The following is a 22,954-nucleotide window of genomic DNA, read 5'->3' as shown; positions in this document are numbered from 1 at the left end:
GGAAACTGTGTTACTCTCAGCGAAAATAGTCTGCCCCGGTTACTGATATGCAGCACATACTTACTCGCACTCTCCCAGCGCAGGACGCGGAATTTTCCGGGCCAGACGCACAGGCTTTAGTTACCCAACTGCTCACCATTTACGACGTGAAGACGCTGGTTGCCACGCTCAACGCCGTTGGCGAACAGCACTGGAGCCCGGCTATTCTCAAACGCGCAGCGGAGAACGGGAAAATCAACCGTCGTCTGGGCGAGCGTGAGTTTGCAAGGCTTGCGGCACTCTTACCTCAGCCGTCAGGCCAGCCGGAGCAGTTTCGCTTTATCGATCTCTTTGCCGGAATAGGTGGCATCCGCCATGGTTTTGAAGCCATCGGCGGAAAGTGCGTTTTTACCAGCGAATGGAACAAGCACGCGGTTCGGACCTACAAAGCCAACTGGTACTGCGATCCGGTAGAACATCAGTTTAATGAAGATATTCGCGATGTGACCCTCAGCAATAAACCGGACGTCAGCGACGGCGAGGCTGCTACGCATATTCGCACTATCATCCCTCAGCATGACGTGCTGCTCGCGGGCTTCCCGTGTCAGCCGTTTTCGTTGGCTGGCGTGTCGAAGAAAAATGCGCTGGGCCGCGCGCATGGCTTTGCCTGTGATACGCAGGGCACGCTGTTTTTCGACGTGGCGCGCATCATTGACGCCTGTCGCCCGGCCATATTCGTGCTGGAAAACGTCAAGAACCTGAAAAGCCACGACGGCGGGAAAACCTTCCGCATCATCATGCAGACGCTGGACGCACTCGGCTACGACATCGCCGACTCCGCGGAGATGGGCGCGGACGATCCAAAAATCATCGACGGACAGCACTTCCTGCCCCAGCACCGGGAACGTATCGTGCTGGTGGGGTTCCGCCGCGATCTGAATCTTCAGCAGGGCTTTACCCTGCGCGATCTGCCTGCGCTTTATCCTGAGCGTCGCCCGACGTTCGGCGAACTGCTGGAGCCTGGCGTCGATGCGAAATTTATTCTGACGCCGGTGCTGTGGAAGTATCTCTACCGCTACGCCAAAAAACATCAGGCACGCGGCAACGGCTTTGGCTATGGGCTGGTTGACCCGACACGGGCCAGTAGCGTGGCGCGAACGCTCTCTGCCCGCTATTACAAAGACGGCGCGGAGATCCTGGTCGATCGCGGCTGGGACAAAGCGCTCGGTGAGAAAGACTTTGACGATCCGCAGAATCAGCAGCGCCGCCCGCGCCGCTTAACCCCTCGCGAATGCGCAAGACTGATGGGCTTCGAATCGCCGCAGGGCTATCAGTTCCGGATTCCGGTGTCAGACACCCAGGCCTACCGTCAGTTCGGCAACTCCGTAGTGGTTCCGGCCTTTGCGGCCGTCGCGAAGCTGCTGAAGTCCCGTATTCTCCAGGCGGTGGCATGCCGCACTAATGAAAAAGCCGATGGCGGACGTTCATAGTCCGGCCACGCGCAGTAAAAATATGCGTGCCATCGGCACGCAGAATACCGCTATTGAAAAACGTCTCGCCACATTACTGAATGACGCAGGTTTTCCTTTCACCGTGCAGGATGCCACGCTGCCGGGAAAACCTGATTTTGTGCTGGAGGCGTACCGCTGCATCCTCTTTACTCACGGCTGTTTCTGGCATCATCACGACTGCTATTTATTTAAAGTGCCCGAAACCCGCACGGCATTCTGGCTGAACAAAATTGGTAAAAATGTTGAACGCGACGCGCGGGATATTGCACAGCTGGAAGCGCAGGGCTGGCGGGTGATGGTCGTCTGGGAATGCGCTCTGCGGGGGAAACAAAAGCTCAGCGATGTGGCGCTCAGGGAGCGGCTGGAGGAGTGGATCTGCGCCAGCACCGACAGCGCGCAGATCGACACTCAGGGCATTGCGCCGCTGTCCGTTACTTCTCCGCCTCGCACGACTTCACGGTAGCCCTTACCGGGAACAGCGTTTTGCCGAGCGTGACGAGCACCACGGCGAAGATGATTATCCCCAGCGCCAGCCATTCAACAGAAGAAAGCGACTCTCCGCCGAAGCTGGTGCCGAGCAGCACCGCAACCACCGGGTTGACGTAGGCATAGCTGGTGGCCACTGCCGGTGAAACATTGCGAATCAGATACATGTAGGCGTTAATGGCAATCAGTGAACCAAAAACAGCCAGATAGCCCACCGCCAGGAAGCCGGAGAGCGTCGGCATCTGCGTCAACTTTTCCCCGGTCAGCCACGAGCCGCACATCAGCACGATGCCTGCCGCTAACATTTCAATCGCACCCGCCATCATCCCGGTTGGCAATTCAATACGCGAGCCGTAAACCGAGCCAAACGCCCAGCTCAGAGAGCCTATCAGAATCAGCACTGCCCCCCACGGATTGCCGCTGAGGTTGCCGCCGCTGTTCAGTAGCACAATCCCCGCAAGCCCAATCGCCACGCCGAGCCACTCAAGCTTGCGGGTGGTGATGCCAAACAGGCGGCTGAAGCACAGGGCAAAAAGCGGTACGGTCGCCACCACGACGGCGGCAATGCCGGAGGCAACGCGCTGATGTTCAGCGATAGTGACAAAACCGTTGCCAATCGCCAGCAGCAGTACGCCAATCAGGGCGGCGTTCAGCAAGGGACGGCGGGCTGGCAGCTTATGCCCGGTCAATAGCAGGTAGCCCATCAGCAGCACGCCCGCAGAAAGGAAGCGCACGCCGGCCATCATCATCGGCGGCCAGCTCTCTACGCCAATGCTGATGGCAAAATAGGTCGATCCCCAGATGATATAGAGGGCGAAAAGCGCTCCGATGAGCGGTAAAAGATGTCTGACCTGCATGAGTCCTCACGGCGACAGAGAATTAGGAAGGGCGCGTATAGTTAACGGGAAAACTATCCTTCTGGCGAGCGCTTTAATTGGCACCAGACGAACTCTTTTTGATTGACAGCGTGAGCCAATGGGCGGGAAAGGACTTTTGCTTCATACTATAAGACTCAGAAATAACAACAAAACACAGGAGTCCCTTTTGGCCGGAAGCAGTCTTTTAACGTTACTGGATGATATTGCCACGCTGCTGGATGATATTTCCATGATGGGTAAGCTGGCGGCGAAGAAAACCGCTGGCGTGCTCGGGGATGATTTGTCGCTAAACGCACAGCAGGTCACGGGCGTGCGGGCCAACCGCGAGCTGCCCGTGGTATGGAGCGTGGCGAAAGGGTCGTTTATTAACAAAGTGATCCTGGTGCCGCTGGCGCTGCTCATCAGTGCGTTTTTGCCCTGGGCTATCACACCGTTGTTAATGCTGGGTGGCGCATTCCTCTGCTTTGAGGGCGTGGAGAAAGTGCTGCATACGCTACACTCACGCAAGCATAAAGAAGATCCAAAGGCGCGCCAGCAGCGTCTGGAAGCTATTGCGAATCAGGACCCGCAGGCGTTCGAGCGCGACAAAGTAAAAGGCGCGGTACGCACCGATTTTATTCTGTCGGCAGAAATTGTGGCGATCACCCTCGGGATCGTGGCTGACGCGCCGCTGCTTAATCAGATTCTGATCCTCTCTGGCATTGCTGTTCTCGTGACCATCGGCGTTTACGGTCTGGTCGGTGTGATCGTGAAGCTTGACGACATGGGCTACTGGCTGGTGGAGAAGCGCGGCGCACTTTCTCAGGCGGTTGGCAAATTCCTGCTGTTTGTGGCGCCGTGGCTGATGAAGGTGCTTTCCGTGGTGGGAACGCTGGCAATGTTTTTAGTGGGTGGTGGCATTGTGGTGCACGGTATCGCGCCGCTACATCACGCGGTTGAAGCTTTTGCCGCGGGGCAGGGCGGGATCGTTGGCATGCTTTCACCAACGCTGTTCAATCTGCTGTTTGGTTTCGTGGTGGGCGCCGTTGTGCTGGCTGGCGTGAACCTTATCTCGCGGCTGCGTTCGGCAACGTAAAAGTTTTTCAGCGACTACGCAAACCTGACTATTTTCGGCTATCGTGAAACAGTTTCACTCTGATACCGGAGGCAGTTATGGTCTTTTTGGTCAGTGATGAAGTTAAGCCAAAAAGTGGCGGGCCGCGTATGGTCGTCACCGGGTACGCCAGTGGCATGGTCGAATGCCGTTGGTATGATGGGTTTGGCGTAAAGCGGGAAGCATTCCGTGAAGACGAACTCATGCCGGGAGACGGGCGAGCCCAAAACGAAGCATAGTGACAACGCCCGGCATTCTTAGCCGGGCGTTTTAACTGTAGTCATCGCCCCAGATCATGTTCAGGGAGTTTGTGTGCCCCACCTATCACGAGTGGAAAATCCGCGCTGGCTAAAGAGACTCAGCCATCGTTCCAGCCCGGACCGGGTGGTTAACGTCTGTTTTTGTGTCGTCCTGCTGTTTTCAACCCTGCTTACCTGGCGTGAAGTGGTCGTCCTTGAAGATGCCTACATCTCCAGCCAGCGCAACTCGCTGGAGAACGTGACCCACGAGTTTAACAATCAGCTGCAGGTCAGCATTGAGCGGCTGATATTTTACCGCAACGGGATGCAGGCGGCGCTTGAAAGGCCGCTGGCGTTCGACGTGCTGCATAATGCAGGCGAAGAGTTCGAGCGCAAGCGCACGCAGCATCAGTGGTCCATTCTGCTCGACAACCAGCGCACGTTGCCGGTGCACGGCGTCTCCGATGCGTTTGTCGACGATACCACCATTCTTTCTCGCGACAGTTTGCTGCTCGGCAACGAACTGACCGCCACGCTGGAGGTGGGTTACCTGCTGAGGCTGTCCACCACGCTTAAAGGCGACTCGCAGCAGATGCTCTACGTTTCCCGCGCGGGTTTTTTTATCGCCAGCAATCCGACGATGCTCAGCAATGACGTCGTTGGGCAGTATTACGCGCTGGTGACCAGCCCCTGGTTTGTCGATCAGTCTGAGCGCACTAATCCAAATCGCGGCATTCGCTGGGTGAGCTGGATGCTGGATACGCCGGAAGGGCCGAAACGCCGGATTGCCGTCTCGCTCCCGGTGGATTATCAGCATTACTGGCATGGCGTGCTGGCGATTGATTTCTCTCTCGCACAGATGAAGCACCTGCTGTCGACAGCTATGCAGGGTGAAAAGGAAGGCGAATACCGTCTTTACGATCGGCAAATGAACTTGCTTGCCAGCTCCCTCTCCGTTGAAGCCACGCCGCAGCCGCTGAGTAATAGTGAAAAAGCCCAACTCGCAAGGGCGCTTGAGTATGACAACCACGGCGGCATGCGCTTTGCGACACGTTACGTTAACTGGGAAAAAATGCGCAACTTTGACGGCGTGCTGGTGCGTATTCACCCTCTGAATGAGGGCATTCGGGGCGATTTCGGCACTATTTCCGTGGCGTTGAGCTTGGTCTGGGCGCTGTTTACCACCATGCTCATCATCTCCTGGGTTGTGATTCGTCGTATGGTCCGCAACATGAGTACTTTGCAAAGCTCGCTACAATGGCAGGCGTGGCATGACGGACTGACGCGCCTGTACAACCGCAGCACGCTGTTTGACCTGGCCGCTAAAGCGGCGCGCGAGTGTGAGCTGCACGGCGAGTCGCTGTCGGTGATTCAGCTTGACCTGGATTACTTTAAGGGCATCAATGACCGGTTTGGTCACCAGGCTGGCGATCGTGTGCTGAGCCATGTCTCCAGCACGATTGTCTCGCAGATCCGCAAGGACGATTTAGCCGGGCGCGTTGGCGGAGAAGAGTTCTGCCTGGTCATGCCGGGTGCTTCCCGGAAAGATGCCTGCGCGATGGCCGAACGCATCCGCGCCAAAATCAACAACCGGGAAATGCTCATCGGCAAAGGCACTACGCTTCGCATCAGCGCCTCGTTTGGCGTCAGCAGCAGTGATGAAAAAGGGATCTATGATATTGAGCATTTGCAGTCCGTTGCCGATGGCAGGCTCTATCTGGCCAAGCAGAACGGGCGTAACCAGGTGTGCTGTCAGGGTGGTGCTAGCCAGTAGTCCAGCCCTTCGCGCCAGCCCGCAGGCCCGCTTTCCCTGGTATGATAGACGCGCTCTGGCGTATCGCGGGAGAGCCTGACACCGTCGCGGTTCAACCCTTTGACGACCACGGCATAATCGGTGGTATCAAGCAGCGATGCGTCGTTGGGTCCGTCGCCAAGGCCTATCGACGTCCGCCGAAAGCCTTCCCGCTGCTGATAGCGGTGCAGCAGCCAGTTTACCGCCTGCGCTTTGCCACCGCGTTCATCCAGTACGTGCCAGAAGCGGGCACCCTGCACAAATTGCAGACCAAGTGAGGCAAGCGCGGCGCGGAATTCCAGCATCTTTTCATCACTGTCCCGCCAGATAAGCGTTTCTGAAGCCTCATGCAGCTTCGCCAGCGCCGCATGCCGGGGCGTCATTCCTGTCCAGTCGACGATGGTTGGTTCGCTGACGTCAGAGAACGTGGTGAACTTATATCCGTCGCTGTCGCGAAGCTGGTTTAGCACATGCCGAATCTCTTCGTGCGGCGATCCGCTGATCAGGCGAGGAAACGCCTCATCGTCCTGCCATTCATCCGCCAGATGAATAACCGCACCGTTCTCAGCAATCAGCGGCAGCGCTTCCAGTCCCAGCTCTTTTTGCAGCAGCATCATCTCAGCCGCCGTTTTGCTGCTGCACAGTATAACGGGGATTTGCTGCTGTTTAAGGCGCAGTAGCCAGTCGCTGGCGGGCTGCCATTCCTGAGTATGGATATCAAGCAGAGTACCTTCGACGTCGGTAAAGAGGATCAGCGGCTGTTGCAGGGTGGGCATTCGCGCTCCTTAAACGTAAATTCATGCAGGAAAAATCTTAAAGACATTCACATTATTTATGAATGGTGCTTGTCTGATGGAAAAATTGAGGATAATGTTTTCCCCGCATCGGATTTCCTGGTGTAACGAATTTTCAAGTGCTTCTTGCGAAAGCTTGTTTCCACCCGGCCATGCCATGGCCGGGTTTTTTTTATTGCGATCAGCGGTTCACTTCAGTAATGCTGAAGTCGTGAATATCAAGCTCAAAGGCCTCGGCCAGCTCTCGCCACGTATGGTAATCACGCCCGTTGATGCTGACGTGATGCGGAGAATCACCGGCGCGATGGACCTCGCTCTCGCTGATTTCATTGATAGCGTCCAGCAAGGCGTCGACGTCCACATTGACCTCGCGTTTGGCCGTCTCGCTATACTCTTTGACAGTTTTCATTCAAGGCTCCTCATCCAGTAACCCACCCTTAAGTATAGACCGTCGAAAAAAACAGCCATCGGTACGTGAGACGCTGTCAGCGGGGACGTTTTGTTCTACACTGGCTCAAAGGAAAAGACAGGAGAGAACGTATGCAGGTGAACGATCGCGTCACGGTCAAAACGGACGGTGGGCCGCGTCGGCCGGGCGTTGTACTGGCCGTAGAGCAGTTTAACGAAGGAACGATGTATCTGGTGTCGCTGGAAGATTACCCGATGGGCATCTGGTTCTTTAATGAAATCGGCCACGACGACGGTATCTTCGTCGAAAAAGTCGACTGAGCGTCTTTCTGCCGGGGCAGGGATGTGCAGTAAACACTTGCCGGGTGGCGGCTACGCCTTACGCCAGCCTGCGAGGCAAGCTGGCTTTGTAGGCCTGGCAAGCATAGCGCCGCCGGGCAATGAAATAGTGCAGACGGAATCGTCTGCACTTTTATTCATCGCATATTGACGTAGATCCCGCTGGTCACGTTATCTGTCAATCGGACAACATGATAAATAACCTGCTTATTGTGGGTTTTTATTTTCTTTTTAATATTACCTTTATGTGATGATACCGTTTTAGCCTTAATATTCATCTGGTCGGATATTTGAATCGTATCCTGGCCCGACATCCACATTTTCAGCATGCTGGATTCAGTCCGGCTTAATGATAATGTTGGGATTTTAATCTTACTAACATCCTCGCCGATCTTTTGCAGATAATCGGCAAGAATACCGTCCAGGGATTCTGGCTTAATCGATTTCGAACTGATCAGCAAATTATCTCTGACCAGCAAATATTCATCGAAATGAATATTGGCAATAGCCATAAAGACGATAAACAGTGTCCTGGGGTGTTGATTAATGATCTGCTTTATATGCTGACTGTTTTGTGGATCGTGAATGAAACAGTCTTCATTAATGAACACGACAGACGGGCTTAGCGCACCGCAGGCCTCTTCAAGCTCACTGATGCTGTCGACGTCGCCGATATCACGCTTCTTTATCCCCCGGCTGGTCAAATACCCGGTTAAACCCAGCCGGGTGTAACTGCACAGATCCATAATAATCGTTGACATGGTTACCCTCACTCAATGCATAACGATAATTAACCCATAACCCGATTGTTTTTTATTTGTCAGAGCGCGCCATACCTGTCATAGCAAAGAGCAAGTAAGACAATCGGGTGACCACAACTATCCCGTAAAGTTACGTATAATTTGCCAGGAAACATCTTAAAGTAAAGTAAATGTTATGAACTGTGAGGGGGGTAAAAACAATTAACCCGCGCCAGAGTTATCCTGGTAGATGTTTTCGCAGGTCTGTTTTAAGAATATCCTTAGGATAACCCTTTTTATATTATGGAGAACTTATCTTTGGTAACTCACTGATAATATCTGCTAATAGATCGAATATTTCGCTGAATAAATGCTCACAGAAAGGAGCAATTAAGGGCATTAATGCCGCCATCAAAATAATACCGACGGTGAGCGTAATCGGGAAACCGATAACAAACACCGAAAGCTGCGGCGCCATGCGGTTGAGCATTCCCAGCGCCAGGTTGATGGTCAACAGCAGGGTGATGATCGGCAGCGCCAGCATCAGTCCATTGAGGAAAATGAGCCCTCCCGCCCGGCTCAGTGCCATAAAGGCGTTGCTGTTGAGCGGGTGTCCGCCAATGGGCAGCGTATGGAACGTGTCAACCAGCAGGGAAATCAGCCACAGGTGGCCGTTAAACACCAGAAACAGCAGCATCGCCAGCATATCCATAATGCGGGCCAGCACCGGCATACTGAGGTGGCTGCTGGGGTCAACGAAAGTAGCAAAGGAAAGCCCCATCTGCAGGCCAATCACTTCACCCGCGAAGCGCACCGCTGCAAAGGCAAACTGCATGGTAAAGCCAAGGGCAATGCCAATCAGGATTTGTTGCAGCGCCAGCCACAGCGCGTTGGGGGAAAACAGCGTCACGTCAGTGGCGGGAAGCGTTGGGGCGATGATAAAGGTGATGATGACGCCAAGCCCGAGTTTCACCCGCTTAGGCACCGATTTTTCACTCAGGAGCGGCGCCGTCATGATCAGCGCCAGCACGCGCAAAAGCGGCCAGAAATAGAGGCTAAGCCAGTGGAGCCACTGATCGCTTGAGACGTGTAACATCCCGCTTACCCGATGATATAGGGCAGGTTATTAAACAGCGTGCGCACATAGTCGAGCAGCAGGTTCAGCATCCACGGACCGGCCACGATCATCGCCACGAACACGGCGATGATTTTCGGAATGAACGACAGGGTCATTTCGTTAATCTGCGTCGCGGCCTGCAAAATACTGATCAGCAGCCCGGTAACCAGCGCCACCAGCAGCAGTGGGGCGGCGAGAGCCAGGGCCACTTTCATCGCTTCAGTGCCGAGCATCATTACCGATTCAGGGGTCATCGCGGCACTCCTTAACTGTAGAAACTTTGTGCTAGCGAACCAACCAGCAGCTGCCAGCCGTCAACCAGCACGAACAGCATCAGCTTGAACGGCAGGGCGATGGTGGCCGGGGGGACCATCATCATCCCCAGCGCCATCAGCACGCTGGCGACCACCAGATCGATAATCAGGAACGGAATGAAAATGGTAAAGCCAATCTGGAAGGCCGTTTTCAGCTCGCTGGTGACGTAGGCGGGCAGCAGGATGCGCATCGGCACGGCCTCCGGGCCCTGAATCGGGGGCGTATTGGCAAGCCTGGCGAACAGCGCAAGATCTGCCTCGCGCGTCTGGCGCAGCATAAACTCCCGCAGCGGCTGCGAGCCCTTATCAATGGCCTGCTCAAGCGTGATTTTGTCTTCGCTGAACGGCTGATAAGCGTCGTTATAAATCTTGTCGATCACCGGCGACATAATGAAAAACGTCAGAAACAGCGCCAGGCCCAGCAGCACCTGGTTTGGCGGTGCGGAGGCGGTGCCGAGTGCGCTGCGCAACAGGCCAAACACGATGATGATGCGCGTGAAGCTGGTCATCATCAGTAAAATGGCAGGCAGGAAGGTCAGCGAGGTGATAAATACCAGCGTCTGCACCGGTAGAGACCAGCTCTGGCCGCCGTTTGGCAGCGGCTGGCTCACCAGCCCTGGCAACTGGGCGAACGCTGCCGGGGAGATCAGCAACAGCGTAACAAGCGAAAGGGATAACAGACGGCGCATCAAAGTCTCCCTGGACGCTTAATCACGGATTTCATCAGTGAGGCAAAATCGGGGGCGTCAGGATTCGGGGCTTCAGGGTCAACGGTTTTCGGCGGCAGCTTATGCAGCAGTGACACCTGATTTGCGGTCACGCCCAGCACCAGGCGAGCATCTTCAACATCGACAATCACCACCCGCTCACGCTGGCCCAGCGCCGCGCTGGCGCTGACCTTCAGCTCTTTGGTGGCGCTATTTTTCACCCCGTTAAAGCCAAAGCGCTTCGCGAGCCACGCCGCAGCGAGGATCAGCAGAATAATGCCGAGCAGCGCACCGCTGACGGCAATCAGCGGGGAAGAGGGCGCTGCTGCGGGAGCCGATTGTGAAACGACGACCTGGGGTTTCATATCAGCGGCTCAGACGACGCATACGCTCAGACGGCGTAATGATATCCGTGATGCGTACGCCGTATTTATCGGCCACCACCACCACTTCGCCCTGGGCAATCAGATAGCCGTTGATAAGGATATCCAGCGGCTCGCCCGCGAGGCCGTCCAGCGACACCACGGAACCCTGCGTCAGGCGCAGCAGCTCTTTGATGGTCATACGAGTGCGGCCCAGTTCAACGGTCAGTTTGACCGGAATATCCATAATCAGGTCGATGTCCTGCAATGTGCCGCTGACGTCACCGCCGCCTAACTGCTGGAACACGGCATCGGCGGCGCTTTTGCCGCCAGCGGATTTCTGTTCGCCCAACGCTTCAGCCCACAGATCGTCCATATCGCCAGCGTTGCCATCGGACGGATTATTCATATCACTCATTTGGGCTGTTCCTCGTTCAGCGAGTTCAAAATCGGGTTAATCAAATGCTCAACGCGCAGCGCGTACTGACCGTTTATCGTGCCGTACTGGCTGGTCAGCACCGGCACGCCGTCCACGTGGGCGATAATGCGATCCGGTTTGTCGATCGGCAGTACATCGCCGGGCTGTAGTTTTAATATTTGCGACAGGCGCAGGGAGATGTCGGCGAAGTTCGCCACCAGCTCCAGTTCGGAGTGCTGAACCTGACGAACCAGGTTTTCACGCCAGTTCTGATCTTCGCTGCGGGAGTTCTCGAGCGGCGGGTTGACCAGCAGCTCGCGCAGCGGCTCGATCATGCTGAACGGCAGGCAGATATTGAACTCGCCGGTCAGGTTGCCAATTTCCACATGGAACGGCGTATTCACCACGATGTCGTTCGGCGAGGTGGTGATATTGGTGAATTTCACCTGCATCTCCGAACGCACGTACTCGACCTCCAGCGGGTTAATCGCCTTCCATGCGTCGCTGTAGCCTTCCAGCGCCAGCTTCAGCATACGGTTGATGACGCGCTGCTCGGTGTGGGTGAATTCGCGGCCTTCCACTTTCGTCGGGAAGCGTCCATCGCCGCCGAACAGGTTATCGACGGCAATAAACACCAGGCTTGGCGAAAACACGAACAGGCCCGTGCCGCGCAGCGGCTTCAGGTGGATCAGGTTCAGGTTGGTCGGCACCGGCAGGTTGCGGGCAAACTCGTGATACGGCTGAATGCGGATTGCCCCGACGGTAATATCCGGGCTGCGACGCAGCAGGTTAAACAGTCCCATACGGAACTGGCGCGCAAAACGCTCGTTGATAATTTCCAGCGCCTGTAAACGCTCGCGCACCACGCGACGCTGGGTATTGGGATCGTAGGGACGAATGTCGCTGTCGCCGGATGCGCCCGCCTGAGGTTCGTCGCTCTTGTCGCTGTCGCCGTTCAGCAGCGCATCAATTTCGGCCTGAGAAAGAATACTGTCGCCCATGGGATTACCGCAGAATGAAAGCTGTATACAGCACGTCAGTCACTTCCTGCTTCGGCTGACCCGCGACCAGCGGTGGGGCAAGTGTCTGTTTAATCGCGTTCACCAGATCCTGTTTTCCGGTGTCGGTCGCAAGCTTCGCGGCGTCCTGACGGGAGAACAGCAGCAGCAGGCGGCTGCGTACTTCCGGCAGATAGTCGTTCAGACGCGTGCGGGTCGCCTCGTCCTTCAGGCGCAGCGTAATACCAATGTAGAGCACGCGATCGGCGTCGCCCAGGTTCACCGTGAAGGTGTCCAGCGCCCAGAATACCGGGGCAGGTGGCGGGGGAGCCTCTTTCTTCGCCTCCGCTGAAGGTTGCTGCTGCAGACGCCAGTAGCTATAGCCTGCGGTTGCGCAGGCCGCGAGCGTCACCAGCACCAGCAGCGGGATCCAGATTGAGCGCTTGCTTTTCTTTGCGATCGCGGTGTCAGTCATCTGTTACGGCTTTCCTTTAATGGGTACTGCTTATCCGATGATTATCCCGACTTAAGTCCGGCTCAAAGGGCGGAAAAGACGGGAATAATCGTGCTACCTCTGGCGTTAGGCGAACGTGTCAACTGTGCCGTTGCCCCGAGCCTGCGCCTGCAGGCTGACGGGAACGCTCAGCGTCTCTTCGTTATCGGAAGGATTTGCCCGACCTTCAGCAGAACGTTGCGATGAAGATTGTCCGAAAGCAGATTGCTGTTGCTGTCCCGCAAAGCTTTCGCTGCTGACGTTGCTCTGCGACAGCTGAATGCCGTTGTCTGCAAGCTGAGTGCGCAGGGTCGGAATTGCCGCTTCCAGCGCCGCGCGCACGTGGCTGTGCGGGGAAACCATCTGGATTTGCGCCTGATTGTCGTCAATTTTCAGGGTGATATTGACCTGGCCCAGGTTCCCCGGGTGCAGCTTCAGCTCGGCCGTTTGCTGGCCCTGGCGGGTAAACAGCGTAATGTGCTGGCTGACGTTTTGCTGCCATTCCGGTGTGCCGAGCTGAGTATTGACGGTCACCACCGGGTGGGTATTGACCGTGGCGGTGGCGTTGCTGATGACCGGTGCGGCGGTCGCCGCAGGCACTGCGGCAGAAAGGGAACTGTCTGCATCCGCTTTTGCGGCAACAGACGCGACCAGCGGCGTGGCCTGGCTGGCGGCATCCTCTGTATGAACGGCCTGCACCCCATGACCCGTTTGCGTGAGGGTGAATTCTTTCCCGACTGCGTGTCCGGCGGTACTGCCCACGGCGGTTGCCGCAGTTGCGAGATCCGCAAAGCCTTTGACGCCTGCGCCTGCCGTCTGGGTAACGGCATCACCTGAAGCGGCTGGTGCGGCTGTTGTGGTAGCCGTAGCAGTATGCGGCAGCATCGCCATCAGTGCGCTGATGCCCGCCAGCTCTTCTTCGCTCAGCGTCGGTTTGTCTTCGGTTTTTTGCAGATCTTTGGTCAGCTGTTTCACCACGTCGCTTTTGGCTTCCGGCGTCAGTGCACTCAGCACCGATTGAGCATCCGTGAGGGTGGTCAGATCGATTTTCTGCGTATCGCCTTCGTCCTGCTGTGTGAGAAGCTGGTTGAGTGTGGCTTTTGCCTCTCCCTGAGGGAGCTTTTGACTGGCGGCCTGCAGGTCGGCGAGCGTCAGCTTGCCCTCTTTCGCGGTTTTGCCAGACATCGCCCCGGCCAGCAGAGCAAAAAAGTCCTGAGCGTCCCCGGCATCGGCACCGGCGGTGACGCCGGTTTGCGCGCCTGGAATATCGGCGTCACTGACGAGAAGTTTCGGCAGAGTAATCATTCGGGTTTCCTTAAGGTGGCACGCTGGGCGAACTCATCCATTTTTTTCTGATCCAGACGGTTTTCCGCCAGCAGCTCGGCGGCGGCCTGTCTGTCCTGGAGCGTCTGCCATGCCTGCAAACGCTGTTTTTTTTCACGCCAGGCGCTGAGCGCCTGTTCGACTCTGCGGTTCCACTGCAGCAGCTGCTGGCGATGCTGATCGATAGCCTTCTCCAGAGTCTGAATAAACTGCTGGTAGTTCTGCCAGCGCAGGCTTGCCATCCCCTGGGACAGGGTGTCGTTCAGGCTGGTCTGATACTCAAGCTGGTAATCCATCAGCATCTTCAACTGCTCTTCTGCCTGCTGGCAGCCGCGTCGCATCTCACCCAACTGCAGGGCGGCATTGTCGACTTCCTTCTCCGCCAGCTCTTTCAGCGTGGCTAAGGCACCGTGTTCTGCCATATCGGTCTCCTGTTAAGCGGCCGGGAAGATGATGTCCAGAGCCTGGAGGGAATCATTCCAGTCCGCTTTTTCGAAAATACCCTGTTGCAGAAAGCCCTCCAGCTGTGGCCACAGCGCAATGGCCTTGTCGAGCATCGGGTCGCTGCCCTTTGCGTACGCACCGACGCTCACCAGGTCGCGGTTGCGCTGGAAGCTTGAGAGCAGTTGTTTGAAGTTTCTCACCCGCGCGTAGTGCTTCTCGGTGATGAGCGCAGTCATGGCGCGGCTGATGGAGGCTTCGATATCGATGGCCGGATAGTGGCCCGCTTCCGCCAGACGGCGGGACAGCACAATGTGGCCGTCGAGAATGGCACGCGCTGAGTCGGCGATCGGATCCTGCTGATCGTCGCCCTCGGTGAGCACTGTATAAAAGGCGGTGACCGAACCGCCGCCGCTGATGCCGTTCCCGGCGCGTTCCACCAGTGCGGGCAGCTTCGCAAACACCGAAGGCGGATAACCTTTGGTGGCGGGCGGTTCACCGATGGCGAGTGCGATTTCACGCTGGGCCATCGCGTAACGGGTAAGAGAATCCATGATCAGCAAAACGTGCTGGCCGCGGTCGCGAAAATCTTCGGCGATACGCGTGGCATAGGCCGCGCCCTGCATGCGGAGCAGGGGAGAGACGTCCGCCGGGGCGGCGATCACCACCGAACGCGCGCGCCCATCTGCTCCAAGAATGTTCTCGATAAAATCTTTTACTTCACGGCCACGTTCACCGATCAGCCCGACCACGATCACATCGGCCTGGGTGTAGCGCGCCATCATGCCGAGCAGTACCGATTTCCCTACGCCGGAGCCCGCAAACAGGCCCATGCGCTGGCCGCGTCCCACGGTCAGCAGGGCGTTAATGGGACGCACACCAGTGTCCAGCACGTGTTCAATCGGGGTTCGCTGCAAGGGGTTGAACGGCTGGGTGATCAGCGCGCCGGTTTCGGTTGTGTCCGGAGCGGGCAGGCCGTCGAGCGGCTTTCCTGCGCCGTCGAGTACGCGTCCCAGCAGCGCCGGGCCAAGCGGAAGCTGCTTTCCGCTCTGCAAACCGTCGCCGGATGCATTGCGCGCATAGACACGAGCACCGGGCAGAATGCCTTCCACTTCTTCCAGCGGCATCAGAAACAGGCGATGACCGTTAAAGCCGACCACTTCGCTCTCCACTTCGTGCACTTCGCCGTTTTCCAGACGCTCAATCACGCAGGTCGCGCCGAGCGGCAGCTGCAGCCCGGTGGCCTCCAGCACCAGCCCGGTGGCGCGGGTCAGCCGTCCGTAGCGGCGCACCGATGGGAGCTGCGCCATTTTTGTCTCGAAGTTATCGAGCGTGGTGAGCCAGCGCGTCAGACGGGCGGTCATCAGATGACTCCCGGAGCGGCCAGGCGGCACAGCTCCTGCCAGCGGGTGGCTACGCTGGCGTCAAGATCGCCCTCATCGGCAGACACTTTGCAGCCGCCGTGATGCAGGGAAGGATCGCCCCGCAGCCGCCAGCCGTGCAGGTTAAGCGTGGCGCCAACCATCTCTTCCACGCGCTGTAAATCATCCGGATGCACGCGCAGCTGCGGTTTACCGCTGAACAGCGGTTCCTGTTGCAGCAGGGCCTGAATCTGTTTGATCAGCGCCGAGTTATCGACAACCGGCGCCTGGCCGATCACCTGGCGGGCGGCTTCCAGCGCCATCTGCATCAGACGCGAGGCGATAACGCTGTCGAGTGCGTCCAGCGTATGCTGAAATTCACTCACCAGCTGCTGCATCCGCGCGTGCAGAGGTATCTGCTGCTGCTGAGCCTGCATCTGGCCCTGCTCCAGACCCTGCGCTAAGCCTTCCTGATAGCCCTGAGACTGCCCGGCGGCACGTCCTTCGGCCAGACCGGCGCTATAGCCCTGTTCATGAGCCTGCATCTGAATCTGCGCGAGCTGCTGCTGCAGCTTTTGTTCTTCTGATATTTCATCTACCGGTTCACCGTCGGTGTGTTCGGTAAATTCCGGTACAAAAGCCTGTACCGGCGGGGCCAGGTCATCAGGCAACCAGACTTTCCACGGCGTGGCATCAGACATAGGTATCGTCTCCGCTGCCAATCACCATCTCGCCGGTTTCCGCCAGACGACGCACAATAAGCAGAATCGCTTTCTGCTCGTTTTCCACCTGAGACAGGCGCACCGGGCCACGGTTGGCGAGGTCGTCGCGCAGGATATCCGCCGCACGCTGCGACATATTGCGCAGGAATTTCTCGCGCAGCGGATGCTCGGCGCCTTTGAGGGCGATAAGCAGCGATTCGGAATCCACTTCCTGCAGCAGGCGCTGAATGCTGCGGTCGTCCACTTCGACCAGGTTTTCGAACAGGAACATCTCGTCGATGATCTTTTGTGCCAGCTCGCCGTCGAATTCGCGCACGGCGGTGATGACTGCTTCTTCCTGATGAGTTTTCATCAGGTTGATGATTTCGGCTGCCGTTCTCACGCCGCCCATTTTGCTACGCTTGAGGTTCTGGCCGTCGAGCAGGTTGTTCAGCACTTCGGTCAGCTCCGCCAGCGCCGCCGGCTGCACGCCGCCGAAGGTGGCGATACGCAGCATCACGTCGTGACGCAGGCGTTCGTCGAACAGCGCCAGAATATCCGCCGCCTGGCCGCGCTTAAGGTGAACCAGAATGGTGGCGATGATCTGCGGATGCTCGTCGCGGATAAGGTCGGCGGCGCTCTGCGGCTCCATAAAGTTGAGCGTTTCGATGCCGCTGGTGGTTTCGCGGGTTTCGAGAATATCTTCCAGCAGGCTTGCCGCGCGCTCTTCACCCAGCGCTTTCACCAGCACGGTACGCAGGTATTCGTTGGCGTTGACGTTCAGCGCCGCGTACTGTTCGGCTTCCTGCTCAAACTCTGCCAGCACGTCGGTCAACTGCTTGTTGGAAATCTGGCGCACGTTGGCCATTGCCGCGCTGAGCGTCTGTACTTCGCGCGTGTTGAGATGCTTGAACACCTCCGCCGCGCGGTCTTCGCCAATGGTCATCAGCAGGATGACGCTTTTATCGGTACCGCTAAGGGCTGCATTACTCATGGTCGTTACTCATCCACTGGCGAATGACCAGCGCGACGACGCGCGGATCGTTGTCTGACATTTCGCGAATACGCTGACTCATCACTTCGGCACTCAGGCGCTGGTTGGCGCGACGGCTCTGCTGCTGTTCATCTTTGCTGAGGTTAACCTGCACGGCCTCGGCGATTTCACGCTCGACCTTCGCTTCTTCGCGCGCGGCTTTGGCTTCCTCTTCGCGGCGCAGCAGCTGCGGACGAACCGCTTTGCGCCACAGGATCCACGCCACCAGGGCAATCAGCAGCCAGCGTCCGGCGGACATCAGCTGATCGATAAACGACTGCTGCTGCCAGAACGGCAGTTCGCCACCGGTTTCATCACCCGCGGTAAACGGCGAGTTGACCACGTTCAGGGTGTCGCCACGGGTCGTGTTATAGCCCATCGCTTCGCGGGTCAGATCTTCAATCTGCTTCATCTGATCGGCGGTCAGCGGCAGCGGCTTACCGTCGGGCAGATTCTTGTAGTTCACCACTACCGCTACCGACAGGCGCTGAATGTCGCCGACGTTCATTTTGGTGTGGCGAATGGTGCGGTCGACTTCGTAGTTAGTGGTTTCGTTGCGGGAGCTATTGCGCGGTCCGCTCTGGTTATTGGTGCTGGTCGTACGCTGCTGCCCCTGCGCGCCTGCCTGCTGGTTTGCCGGTGGCGTGGAGATTGGCGCATTCGGCGCCGGAGCAGGGGAGTTGGAGAGCGCACCCGGCACGCCACCCGGATTCGGGCTGCCAACCTGCTCGCTTTCGTTCACCTGACGCGAACGCATTACCGCCTGGCTGGTATCGCCGTTCGGGCGATACTGCTCTTCGGTCTGTTCTTTATTGTCGAAGTTGATCTGGGCGGTGACCTGCGCATGGACGTTGCCGTTGCCAACAATCGGCGACAGAATTGATTCGATACGACGCTGCACGCGTCCTTCCACATCGGAGGCGTATTTCAGCTGCGCGTCGTTGAGGTCACGATCGCCGGTCTGCGACTGGGTCAGCAGATGGCCACCCTGATCGACCAGGGTCACGTTACCCGGCGGCAGGCCTGCCACGGCGCTGGAAACCAAATGCACCACCGCCGCGATTTGACCTTCGTCCAGCGCGCGGCCAGGCTCAAGGTTCAGGGTCACGGAGGCAGAAGGGAGTTTTTGCTCACGCACGAACAGCGATGGTTTTGGCATCGCGAGATGCACGCGGGCGCTTTTCACCGGACCGAGGGTTTCAATAGTGCGGGCCAGTTCGCCTTCCAGCGCACGCTGGTAGTTCACCTGCTCGCTGAACTGGCTGATGCCGAATTTTTCCTGATCCAGCAGCTCAAAGCCGACCGCACCGCCCTTCGGCAGCCCGGCCTGCGCCAGACGCAAGCGTAGCTCGTGGACTTTGTCAGCAGGCACTTCGATCGCGCCGCCGCTGTCGGCAAAGCGATAGGGAATGTTCATCTGCTGGAGCTGAGTGACGATGGCGCCGCCGTCCTGATCGGTCAGATTGCTGAACAGCGTCCGGTAGTCAGGCTGCTTTGCCCACAGCACCAGCGCAACGATGATTGCCACTGCGGCAGCGCTGGCAACCATAAGAGGAATTTTCGGGTTAGCGCGCAGGCGAGCGACCCACTCTGGCATTTTAGATTGTGGCGTGGCCGCGGTCGCGCTCATTGCGCACCTCGTAAATCCAGGTCGATGGCGTTAAACGTGTACAAAAGCAAGGCTGACTCCCGGTCGGCAAAGGCAAAGTGGTACTGATGCCATTATTTGCCCTCCGCGAATTTTCCATCGCTCAAATAGTCGGGTTTTTTAACGTTAATTAGCGCCTTTATCTCATTGACAAACTGATAATCTCATCACCCATGACATCAACCAGGGGATCAAAATGGCCATTACAGGCATCGAAGGGGTTCTGACGCAAATGCAGGCTGCTGCCAGCGTCGCCCGCAATCAGCAGGTGGAAGAACAGCCAACTATCAGCTTCGCCGGGCAGCTCAACGCCGCGCTGGACCGCATCAGCGAAACGCAAAACAGCGCCAAAGCGCAGGCGGAGAAATTTGCCTTAGGCGAGCCGGGCGTGGCATTGAACGATGTGATGACCGACCTGCAAAAATCGTCCGTCTCTTTGCAGATGGGTGTTCAGGTGCGTAACAAACTGGTGTCGGCGTACCAGGAAGTGATGGGGATGCAGGTTTAATAAAATGTGAAACCCGGCCCGGGCTGGTCGGGATATATCTCTATAACTTCCTGTCACTATTTTTTCATCAGTCACTTACGGTCTGCCCGGAAGCGACCATACTTTCCTCTACGGTTCGCTTACGCGTCGGGGTCATTATGGCTGACAGTAAACCCTCATCGTCTTCATCAGCGCCTGTAGCAGAGCACCCCTTCTGGCTACGGGTGGAGAATGCGGCACGACAGTACGGCTTTGTGTTGCTGATTTTAGTGCTGCTGGCCGGGTTCTGCGGCCTGTTCTCAAAAGGGATGTTCAGCAACGGTAGCCTGACCAATGCCGATCGCACTCTGAAGGTTGACTATGAGCGTTTTGGTCGCAACCAAAGCGATATGGATCTGAAAGTCACGCTCAACGTGCCGCCGGGAGATAGCTATACCGTGACGCTTGGCGGGCAGTTTATGGATACGTTTGAAATCGAAGCTCTCTACCCGCAGCCGTGGCGATTCAGCAGCCATAACGGCGATATGACGCTCGAGTTTCATGACCAGCCGGAAGGGGGCTCGCATACGCTCTGGCTCAGCGTGCAACCCCGGCATTCCGGTAAGGTTGTATCCACGCTAAGGGCTAACCAGCAGCCCGCTGTCACTTTGACCCAGTATATTTATCCTTAGGATTTGTATATGGATATGATCCTTCGTGCCGTCGCGATTTACCTGATTCTGGTGGTCGTCTTCAAAATTGCCGGGCGTCGGGCGCTGTTGCAGATGACCTCGTTTGATTTGATTCTGCTGCTGATCATCAGCGAGGCGACGCAGCAGGGGCTGCTCGGCAATGATTTTTCTGTCACCGGGGCCGCACTGTGCATCATTACCCTCATCGTAATGGATATGCTGTTTGGCAAAATCAAAAAATACCTGCCCGGCGCGGAGGAGATGATTGACGGTACGGCGGTGGTTCTGGTGGAAAACGGCGTGCTGATGCGCAAGAAAATGAAAATGGCCGATATCTCCGAGGAGGATATTATGGTGTCGGCCCGCAACAATCAGGGGCTGACGGAGCTTGCGGAGATCAAGTTTGCCATCCTCGAGAGCAACGGCCATATCTCGATTATCCCGCAGAAGTAAAGGCTGGAAGCGTTAACGCTTTAATGCCACAATATTTTTTTCACGGTTTGCAGGATGAGTGATGAAAAAAATTGCAATTTTCGGCGCAATGCTGGTGCTGAGCGGATGTGTTCAGGTTGATAATTACAACGATGTGGTTAAAGCGCCTGCGCCGGCAGGCCTTGCGGGTTACTGGCAGTCGGAAGGGCCGCAAAGCGCGATGGTCAGTCCGGAAGCCATTGCCACGCTTGTGGTGACCAAAGACGGCGATACGCTGGACTGTCGCCAGTGGCAGCGCGTGATTGCGCTGCCGGGTAAACTGATGCTGCGTAGCGACGACGTGTATAACGTCACTGGCAAGAAAGATGTTTACGCCATCGAGCGCGACGGCGATCGTCTTGACTACGATCGCATGACGCTAAAACGTGTCGACCGCCCGACGCAGGAATGTGCAGACTATCTGCAGAAGAATCCTTTGCTTTCGCCATTGCCTTAAAAAATGTGCCCGTTTGCGATTGCCCGGTGGCGGATATGCCTTACCGGGCCTACAAACCGGACATAAAAAACGGTGCGAAATCGTAGGCCCGGTCAGCGCAGCGCCACCGGGCATTTCACCACTCAATGCGGTTCGTGACAAACAGCCCTACAGAACATCCTCCATCACCCACACGCTGACGCTGCCGCCTTTACAGGTAAAGACGCCTTTGCCATCGTCGTCTGTTTCAACAATTTCCTCGCGATTATTGAGAAAATCTTTCCAGCGCTTCTGGCCGTAGTTTTCACCGAGCGTGAGCGTCTTCTCACCGTCGTCGCCGTTTGAGAGCACCACCACACAGCCGGGCGCTTCGTCGGTGCCGCTGCGGCTGAAGGCGATGCAGTTGGGGTGATCGAAATAGAGCGTTTGCACACCGTGCGCAAACCGCTGTCGGGCATCGATAAGCTCGTGAAGTTGTTCGATGACCGGCATCTCGATTTTGTAGGTGTTGCCATCACCGCCGGTATCTTCATAGACCGCGCCAAACAAATCCGGATAAAACACCGATGGCACGCCGTTCTCACGCAGTAAAATCAGCGCATAGGCCAGTGGCTTAAACCAGGGGTCGACCGGCGCTTCCAGCGCCTGTAGCGGCTGGGTGTCGTGATTAGCGACCAGCGTCACGGCATGAAACGGATCGGCTTCCACCAGCGTGCCGGTGAATATCTGGCTCATGTCGTAGTCGCGGCCAAGCCTCGAGGCCTCGTGGAATTTCATCTGTAGCGGGGCGTCAAACAGCAGCGTCTGGCCATCGACCTGATTGATGTAGTTTTGCAGCGTATCGACTTCGTGTGACCAGTATTCCGCCACGATAAACAGCGGTTTTGGTGCCACTTCCTGAACGTGCTCAATCCACTCTTTGTAGAACCAGGCCGGAATATGTTTCACCGCATCCAGGCGGAAACCGTCGCAGTGAGTTTGTTCCATCACCCAGCGCGCCCAGTATTTCAGCTCTTCGGTGACCGCATGGTTACGGAAGTCGATATTCTCGCCCATCAGGTAATCAAAGTTGCCCATTTCGCCGTCGACCTGGTCGTTCCAGCCTTCGCCCGTGTAGTCGTTGACGATTTTAAAGATGCCGTTCTCGTCGGGGTTCTCAATATGGTCGATACCGCTGAAGCATTTGTAATCCCAGACGAACTGAGAATATTGGCCGTTGCGTACCGGATAGGTGTATTTCGTCCAGGCTTCGCACTCGATGATTTCATCGTCGATCTGGTTGCGGTCCTGCTCGTTGACTCGTTGTACGCGGACGTGCTCTTTTTCATCGGCACCCATTTTGTGGTTCACCACCACGTCGAGCAGCACGGCGATGTCGTTTTTTTTCAACGCATCCAGAGCCGCCAGCAGCTGGCCTTTGTCGCCATATTTGGTGGCCACTGATCCTTTTTGGTCAAACTCGCCCAGATCGAACAGATCGTAGCTGTCATACCCGACGGAATAGCCGCCGGATGCGCCTTTGTAGGCGGGAGGCAGCCAGATCATGTTGACACCGATTTCGTTCAGATTGGGCGCAAGCGCTTCAACCTCTCGCCACAATTCACCGCCAGCGGGGTAATACCAGTGAAAACACTGCAACAGGGTAGGATTGCGCATACACAGACTCCGAAGGGAAGGAGACTCTAGTATGGAATACGAAGCGGAAAAACGCCTG

The 22,954-nt window shown here is 56.8% G+C and carries 28 protein-coding genes; 10 read left to right on the top strand and 18 right to left on the bottom strand.

Annotation, left to right across the window (positions count from 1 at the left end; genetic code table 11):
* Nucleotides 1-47 precede the first annotated feature (47 nt).
* Together AB1287_RS18925 and AB1287_RS18920 are read left to right on the top strand one after the other, a co-directional pair.
* Nucleotides 48-1,469 (top strand): DNA cytosine methyltransferase, encoded by a 1,422-nt coding sequence (locus tag AB1287_RS18925; protein WP_312627334.1) that lies wholly within the window; start codon nucleotides 48-50, stop codon nucleotides 1,467-1,469.
* On the top strand, nucleotides 1,453-1,953 hold the full coding sequence (locus tag AB1287_RS18920) for a very short patch repair endonuclease (protein ID WP_435618753.1): 501 nt from the start codon (nucleotides 1,453-1,455) through the stop codon (nucleotides 1,951-1,953). The genes AB1287_RS18925 and AB1287_RS18920 overlap by 17 nt, the downstream gene beginning before the upstream one ends.
* Here AB1287_RS18920 and yedA read toward each other — a convergent pair.
* On the bottom strand, nucleotides 1,922-2,833 hold the full coding sequence (gene yedA, locus AB1287_RS18915) for a drug/metabolite exporter YedA (protein ID WP_312627337.1): 912 nt from the start codon (nucleotides 2,831-2,833) through the stop codon (nucleotides 1,922-1,924). The two genes, AB1287_RS18920 and yedA, sit on opposite strands and share 32 nt — an antisense overlap.
* Before the next feature lie 187 nt (nucleotides 2,834-3,020).
* Here yedA and AB1287_RS18910 point away from each other — a divergent pair, with 187 nt between their 5' ends.
* From AB1287_RS18910 to dgcQ, 3 genes are all read left to right on the top strand, one after another.
* Nucleotides 3,021-3,929: a DUF808 domain-containing protein gene (locus tag AB1287_RS18910; protein WP_312627339.1), complete on the top strand. Its 909-nt coding sequence runs from the start codon at nucleotides 3,021-3,023 to the stop codon at nucleotides 3,927-3,929.
* Nucleotides 3,930-4,006: 77 nt separating this feature from the next.
* The gene (locus AB1287_RS18905) at nucleotides 4,007-4,186 is read left to right on the top strand and encodes a YodC family protein (RefSeq protein WP_312627341.1); all 180 of its coding nucleotides are present in this window, start codon (nucleotides 4,007-4,009) and stop codon (nucleotides 4,184-4,186) included.
* 73 nt (nucleotides 4,187-4,259) lie between these two features.
* Nucleotides 4,260-5,960 (top strand): cellulose biosynthesis regulator diguanylate cyclase DgcQ, encoded by a 1,701-nt coding sequence (gene dgcQ / locus AB1287_RS18900; RefSeq protein ID WP_435618752.1) that lies wholly within the window; start codon nucleotides 4,260-4,262, stop codon nucleotides 5,958-5,960.
* On the opposite strand, the gene AB1287_RS18895 is transcribed toward dgcQ, so the two are convergent.
* Both AB1287_RS18895 and yodD read right to left on the bottom strand, forming a co-directional pair.
* Nucleotides 5,939-6,754, bottom strand: coding sequence for a mannosyl-3-phosphoglycerate phosphatase-related protein (locus AB1287_RS18895; RefSeq protein WP_435618751.1), 816 nt, complete (start codon nucleotides 6,752-6,754; stop codon nucleotides 5,939-5,941). The genes dgcQ and AB1287_RS18895 overlap by 22 nt on opposite strands.
* A 199-nt stretch (nucleotides 6,755-6,953) precedes the next feature.
* Entirely contained in the window at nucleotides 6,954-7,181 is a 228-nt protein-coding gene (gene yodD / locus AB1287_RS18890) for a YodD family peroxide/acid resistance protein (protein WP_312627344.1), read from the bottom strand.
* A 131-nt stretch (nucleotides 7,182-7,312) separates the two neighbouring features.
* Here yodD and dsrB point away from each other — a divergent pair, with 131 nt between their 5' ends.
* Entirely contained in the window at nucleotides 7,313-7,501 is a 189-nt protein-coding gene (gene dsrB, locus AB1287_RS18885) for a protein DsrB (protein WP_312627345.1), read from the top strand.
* Between the two features lie 155 nt (nucleotides 7,502-7,656).
* Here dsrB and rcsA read toward each other — a convergent pair whose 3' ends face one another.
* From rcsA to fliF, 14 genes are all read right to left on the bottom strand, one after another.
* Nucleotides 7,657-8,280, bottom strand: coding sequence for a transcriptional regulator RcsA (rcsA, locus tag AB1287_RS18880; RefSeq protein WP_435618750.1), 624 nt, complete (start codon nucleotides 8,278-8,280; stop codon nucleotides 7,657-7,659).
* A 280-nt stretch (nucleotides 8,281-8,560) separates the two neighbouring features.
* Nucleotides 8,561-9,355: a flagellar biosynthetic protein FliR gene (fliR, locus tag AB1287_RS18875; RefSeq protein ID WP_435618749.1), complete on the bottom strand. Its 795-nt coding sequence runs from the start codon at nucleotides 9,353-9,355 to the stop codon at nucleotides 8,561-8,563.
* 5 nt (nucleotides 9,356-9,360) lie between these two features.
* On the bottom strand, nucleotides 9,361-9,630 hold the full coding sequence (gene fliQ / locus AB1287_RS18870; RefSeq protein ID WP_312627348.1) for a flagellar biosynthesis protein FliQ: 270 nt from the start codon (nucleotides 9,628-9,630) through the stop codon (nucleotides 9,361-9,363).
* Between the two features lie 11 nt (nucleotides 9,631-9,641).
* Complete coding sequence (gene fliP / locus AB1287_RS18865) at nucleotides 9,642-10,379, bottom strand: flagellar type III secretion system pore protein FliP (RefSeq protein WP_312627349.1); 738 nt, start codon at nucleotides 10,377-10,379, stop codon at nucleotides 9,642-9,644.
* A complete protein-coding gene (gene fliO / locus AB1287_RS18860; RefSeq protein WP_435618748.1) occupies nucleotides 10,379-10,762 on the bottom strand; it encodes a flagellar biosynthetic protein FliO in 384 nt (127 codons plus the stop codon). The genes fliP and fliO overlap by 1 nt, the downstream gene beginning before the upstream one ends.
* A gap of 1 nt (nucleotide 10,763) precedes the next feature.
* Nucleotides 10,764-11,177 (bottom strand): flagellar motor switch protein FliN, encoded by a 414-nt coding sequence (fliN, locus tag AB1287_RS18855; RefSeq protein ID WP_312627353.1) that lies wholly within the window; start codon nucleotides 11,175-11,177, stop codon nucleotides 10,764-10,766.
* The gene (gene fliM / locus AB1287_RS18850; protein WP_312627355.1) at nucleotides 11,174-12,178 is read right to left on the bottom strand and encodes a flagellar motor switch protein FliM; all 1,005 of its coding nucleotides are present in this window, start codon (nucleotides 12,176-12,178) and stop codon (nucleotides 11,174-11,176) included. Before fliM ends, fliN begins: the two co-directional genes overlap by 4 nt.
* Nucleotides 12,179-12,182: 4 nt before the next feature.
* Nucleotides 12,183-12,650, bottom strand: coding sequence for a flagellar basal body-associated protein FliL (fliL, locus tag AB1287_RS18845; protein WP_312627357.1), 468 nt, complete (start codon nucleotides 12,648-12,650; stop codon nucleotides 12,183-12,185).
* A gap of 105 nt (nucleotides 12,651-12,755) precedes the next feature.
* Nucleotides 12,756-13,973, bottom strand: coding sequence for a flagellar hook length control protein FliK (fliK, locus tag AB1287_RS18840; protein ID WP_435618747.1), 1,218 nt, complete (start codon nucleotides 13,971-13,973; stop codon nucleotides 12,756-12,758).
* Nucleotides 13,970-14,413: a flagellar export protein FliJ gene (fliJ, locus tag AB1287_RS18835; RefSeq protein ID WP_312627360.1), complete on the bottom strand. Its 444-nt coding sequence runs from the start codon at nucleotides 14,411-14,413 to the stop codon at nucleotides 13,970-13,972. The genes fliK and fliJ overlap by 4 nt, the downstream gene beginning before the upstream one ends.
* 12 nt (nucleotides 14,414-14,425) lie before the next feature.
* The gene (fliI, locus tag AB1287_RS18830) at nucleotides 14,426-15,796 is read right to left on the bottom strand and encodes a flagellar protein export ATPase FliI (RefSeq protein ID WP_312627361.1); all 1,371 of its coding nucleotides are present in this window, start codon (nucleotides 15,794-15,796) and stop codon (nucleotides 14,426-14,428) included.
* A complete protein-coding gene (fliH, locus tag AB1287_RS18825; protein ID WP_435618746.1) occupies nucleotides 15,796-16,494 on the bottom strand; it encodes a flagellar assembly protein FliH in 699 nt (232 codons plus the stop codon). The genes fliI and fliH overlap by 1 nt, the downstream gene beginning before the upstream one ends.
* A complete protein-coding gene (fliG, locus tag AB1287_RS18820) occupies nucleotides 16,487-17,488 on the bottom strand; it encodes a flagellar motor switch protein FliG (protein ID WP_435618745.1) in 1,002 nt (333 codons plus the stop codon). Before fliG ends, fliH begins: the two co-directional genes overlap by 8 nt.
* The gene (gene fliF / locus AB1287_RS18815; RefSeq protein WP_312627365.1) at nucleotides 17,481-19,157 is read right to left on the bottom strand and encodes a flagellar basal-body MS-ring/collar protein FliF; all 1,677 of its coding nucleotides are present in this window, start codon (nucleotides 19,155-19,157) and stop codon (nucleotides 17,481-17,483) included. Before fliF ends, fliG begins: the two co-directional genes overlap by 8 nt.
* A gap of 214 nt (nucleotides 19,158-19,371) precedes the next feature.
* Between fliF and fliE the strand changes: the two genes are divergently transcribed.
* From fliE to yedD, 4 genes are all read left to right on the top strand, one after another.
* Entirely contained in the window at nucleotides 19,372-19,683 is a 312-nt protein-coding gene (fliE, locus tag AB1287_RS18810; RefSeq protein ID WP_435618744.1) for a flagellar hook-basal body complex protein FliE, read from the top strand.
* A 137-nt stretch (nucleotides 19,684-19,820) separates the two neighbouring features.
* On the top strand, nucleotides 19,821-20,333 hold the full coding sequence (locus tag AB1287_RS18805; RefSeq protein ID WP_435618743.1) for a hypothetical protein: 513 nt from the start codon (nucleotides 19,821-19,823) through the stop codon (nucleotides 20,331-20,333).
* Between the two features lie 9 nt (nucleotides 20,334-20,342).
* Nucleotides 20,343-20,786, top strand: a complete 444-nt coding sequence (locus tag AB1287_RS18800; protein ID WP_312627370.1) for a DUF421 domain-containing protein — start codon at nucleotides 20,343-20,345, stop codon at nucleotides 20,784-20,786.
* Nucleotides 20,787-20,847: 61 nt separating this feature from the next.
* A complete protein-coding gene (yedD, locus tag AB1287_RS18795) occupies nucleotides 20,848-21,261 on the top strand; it encodes a lipoprotein YedD (protein WP_435618742.1) in 414 nt (137 codons plus the stop codon).
* 147 nt (nucleotides 21,262-21,408) lie between these two features.
* Here the strand turns inward: yedD and amyA are convergent, their stop codons facing one another.
* Nucleotides 21,409-22,896 carry an alpha-amylase gene (gene amyA / locus AB1287_RS18790; protein WP_435618741.1) on the bottom strand — a complete coding sequence of 496 codons (1,488 nt, stop codon included), beginning with the start codon at nucleotides 22,894-22,896 and terminating at the stop codon, nucleotides 21,409-21,411.
* Nucleotides 22,897-22,954 lie beyond the last annotated feature (58 nt).

It is taken from the genome of Scandinavium sp. UTDF21-P1B (assembly GCF_040750395.1).
GTDB lineage: Bacteria > Pseudomonadota > Gammaproteobacteria > Enterobacterales > Enterobacteriaceae > Scandinavium.
This window is presented reverse-complemented; position numbering and strand designations above follow the sequence as displayed.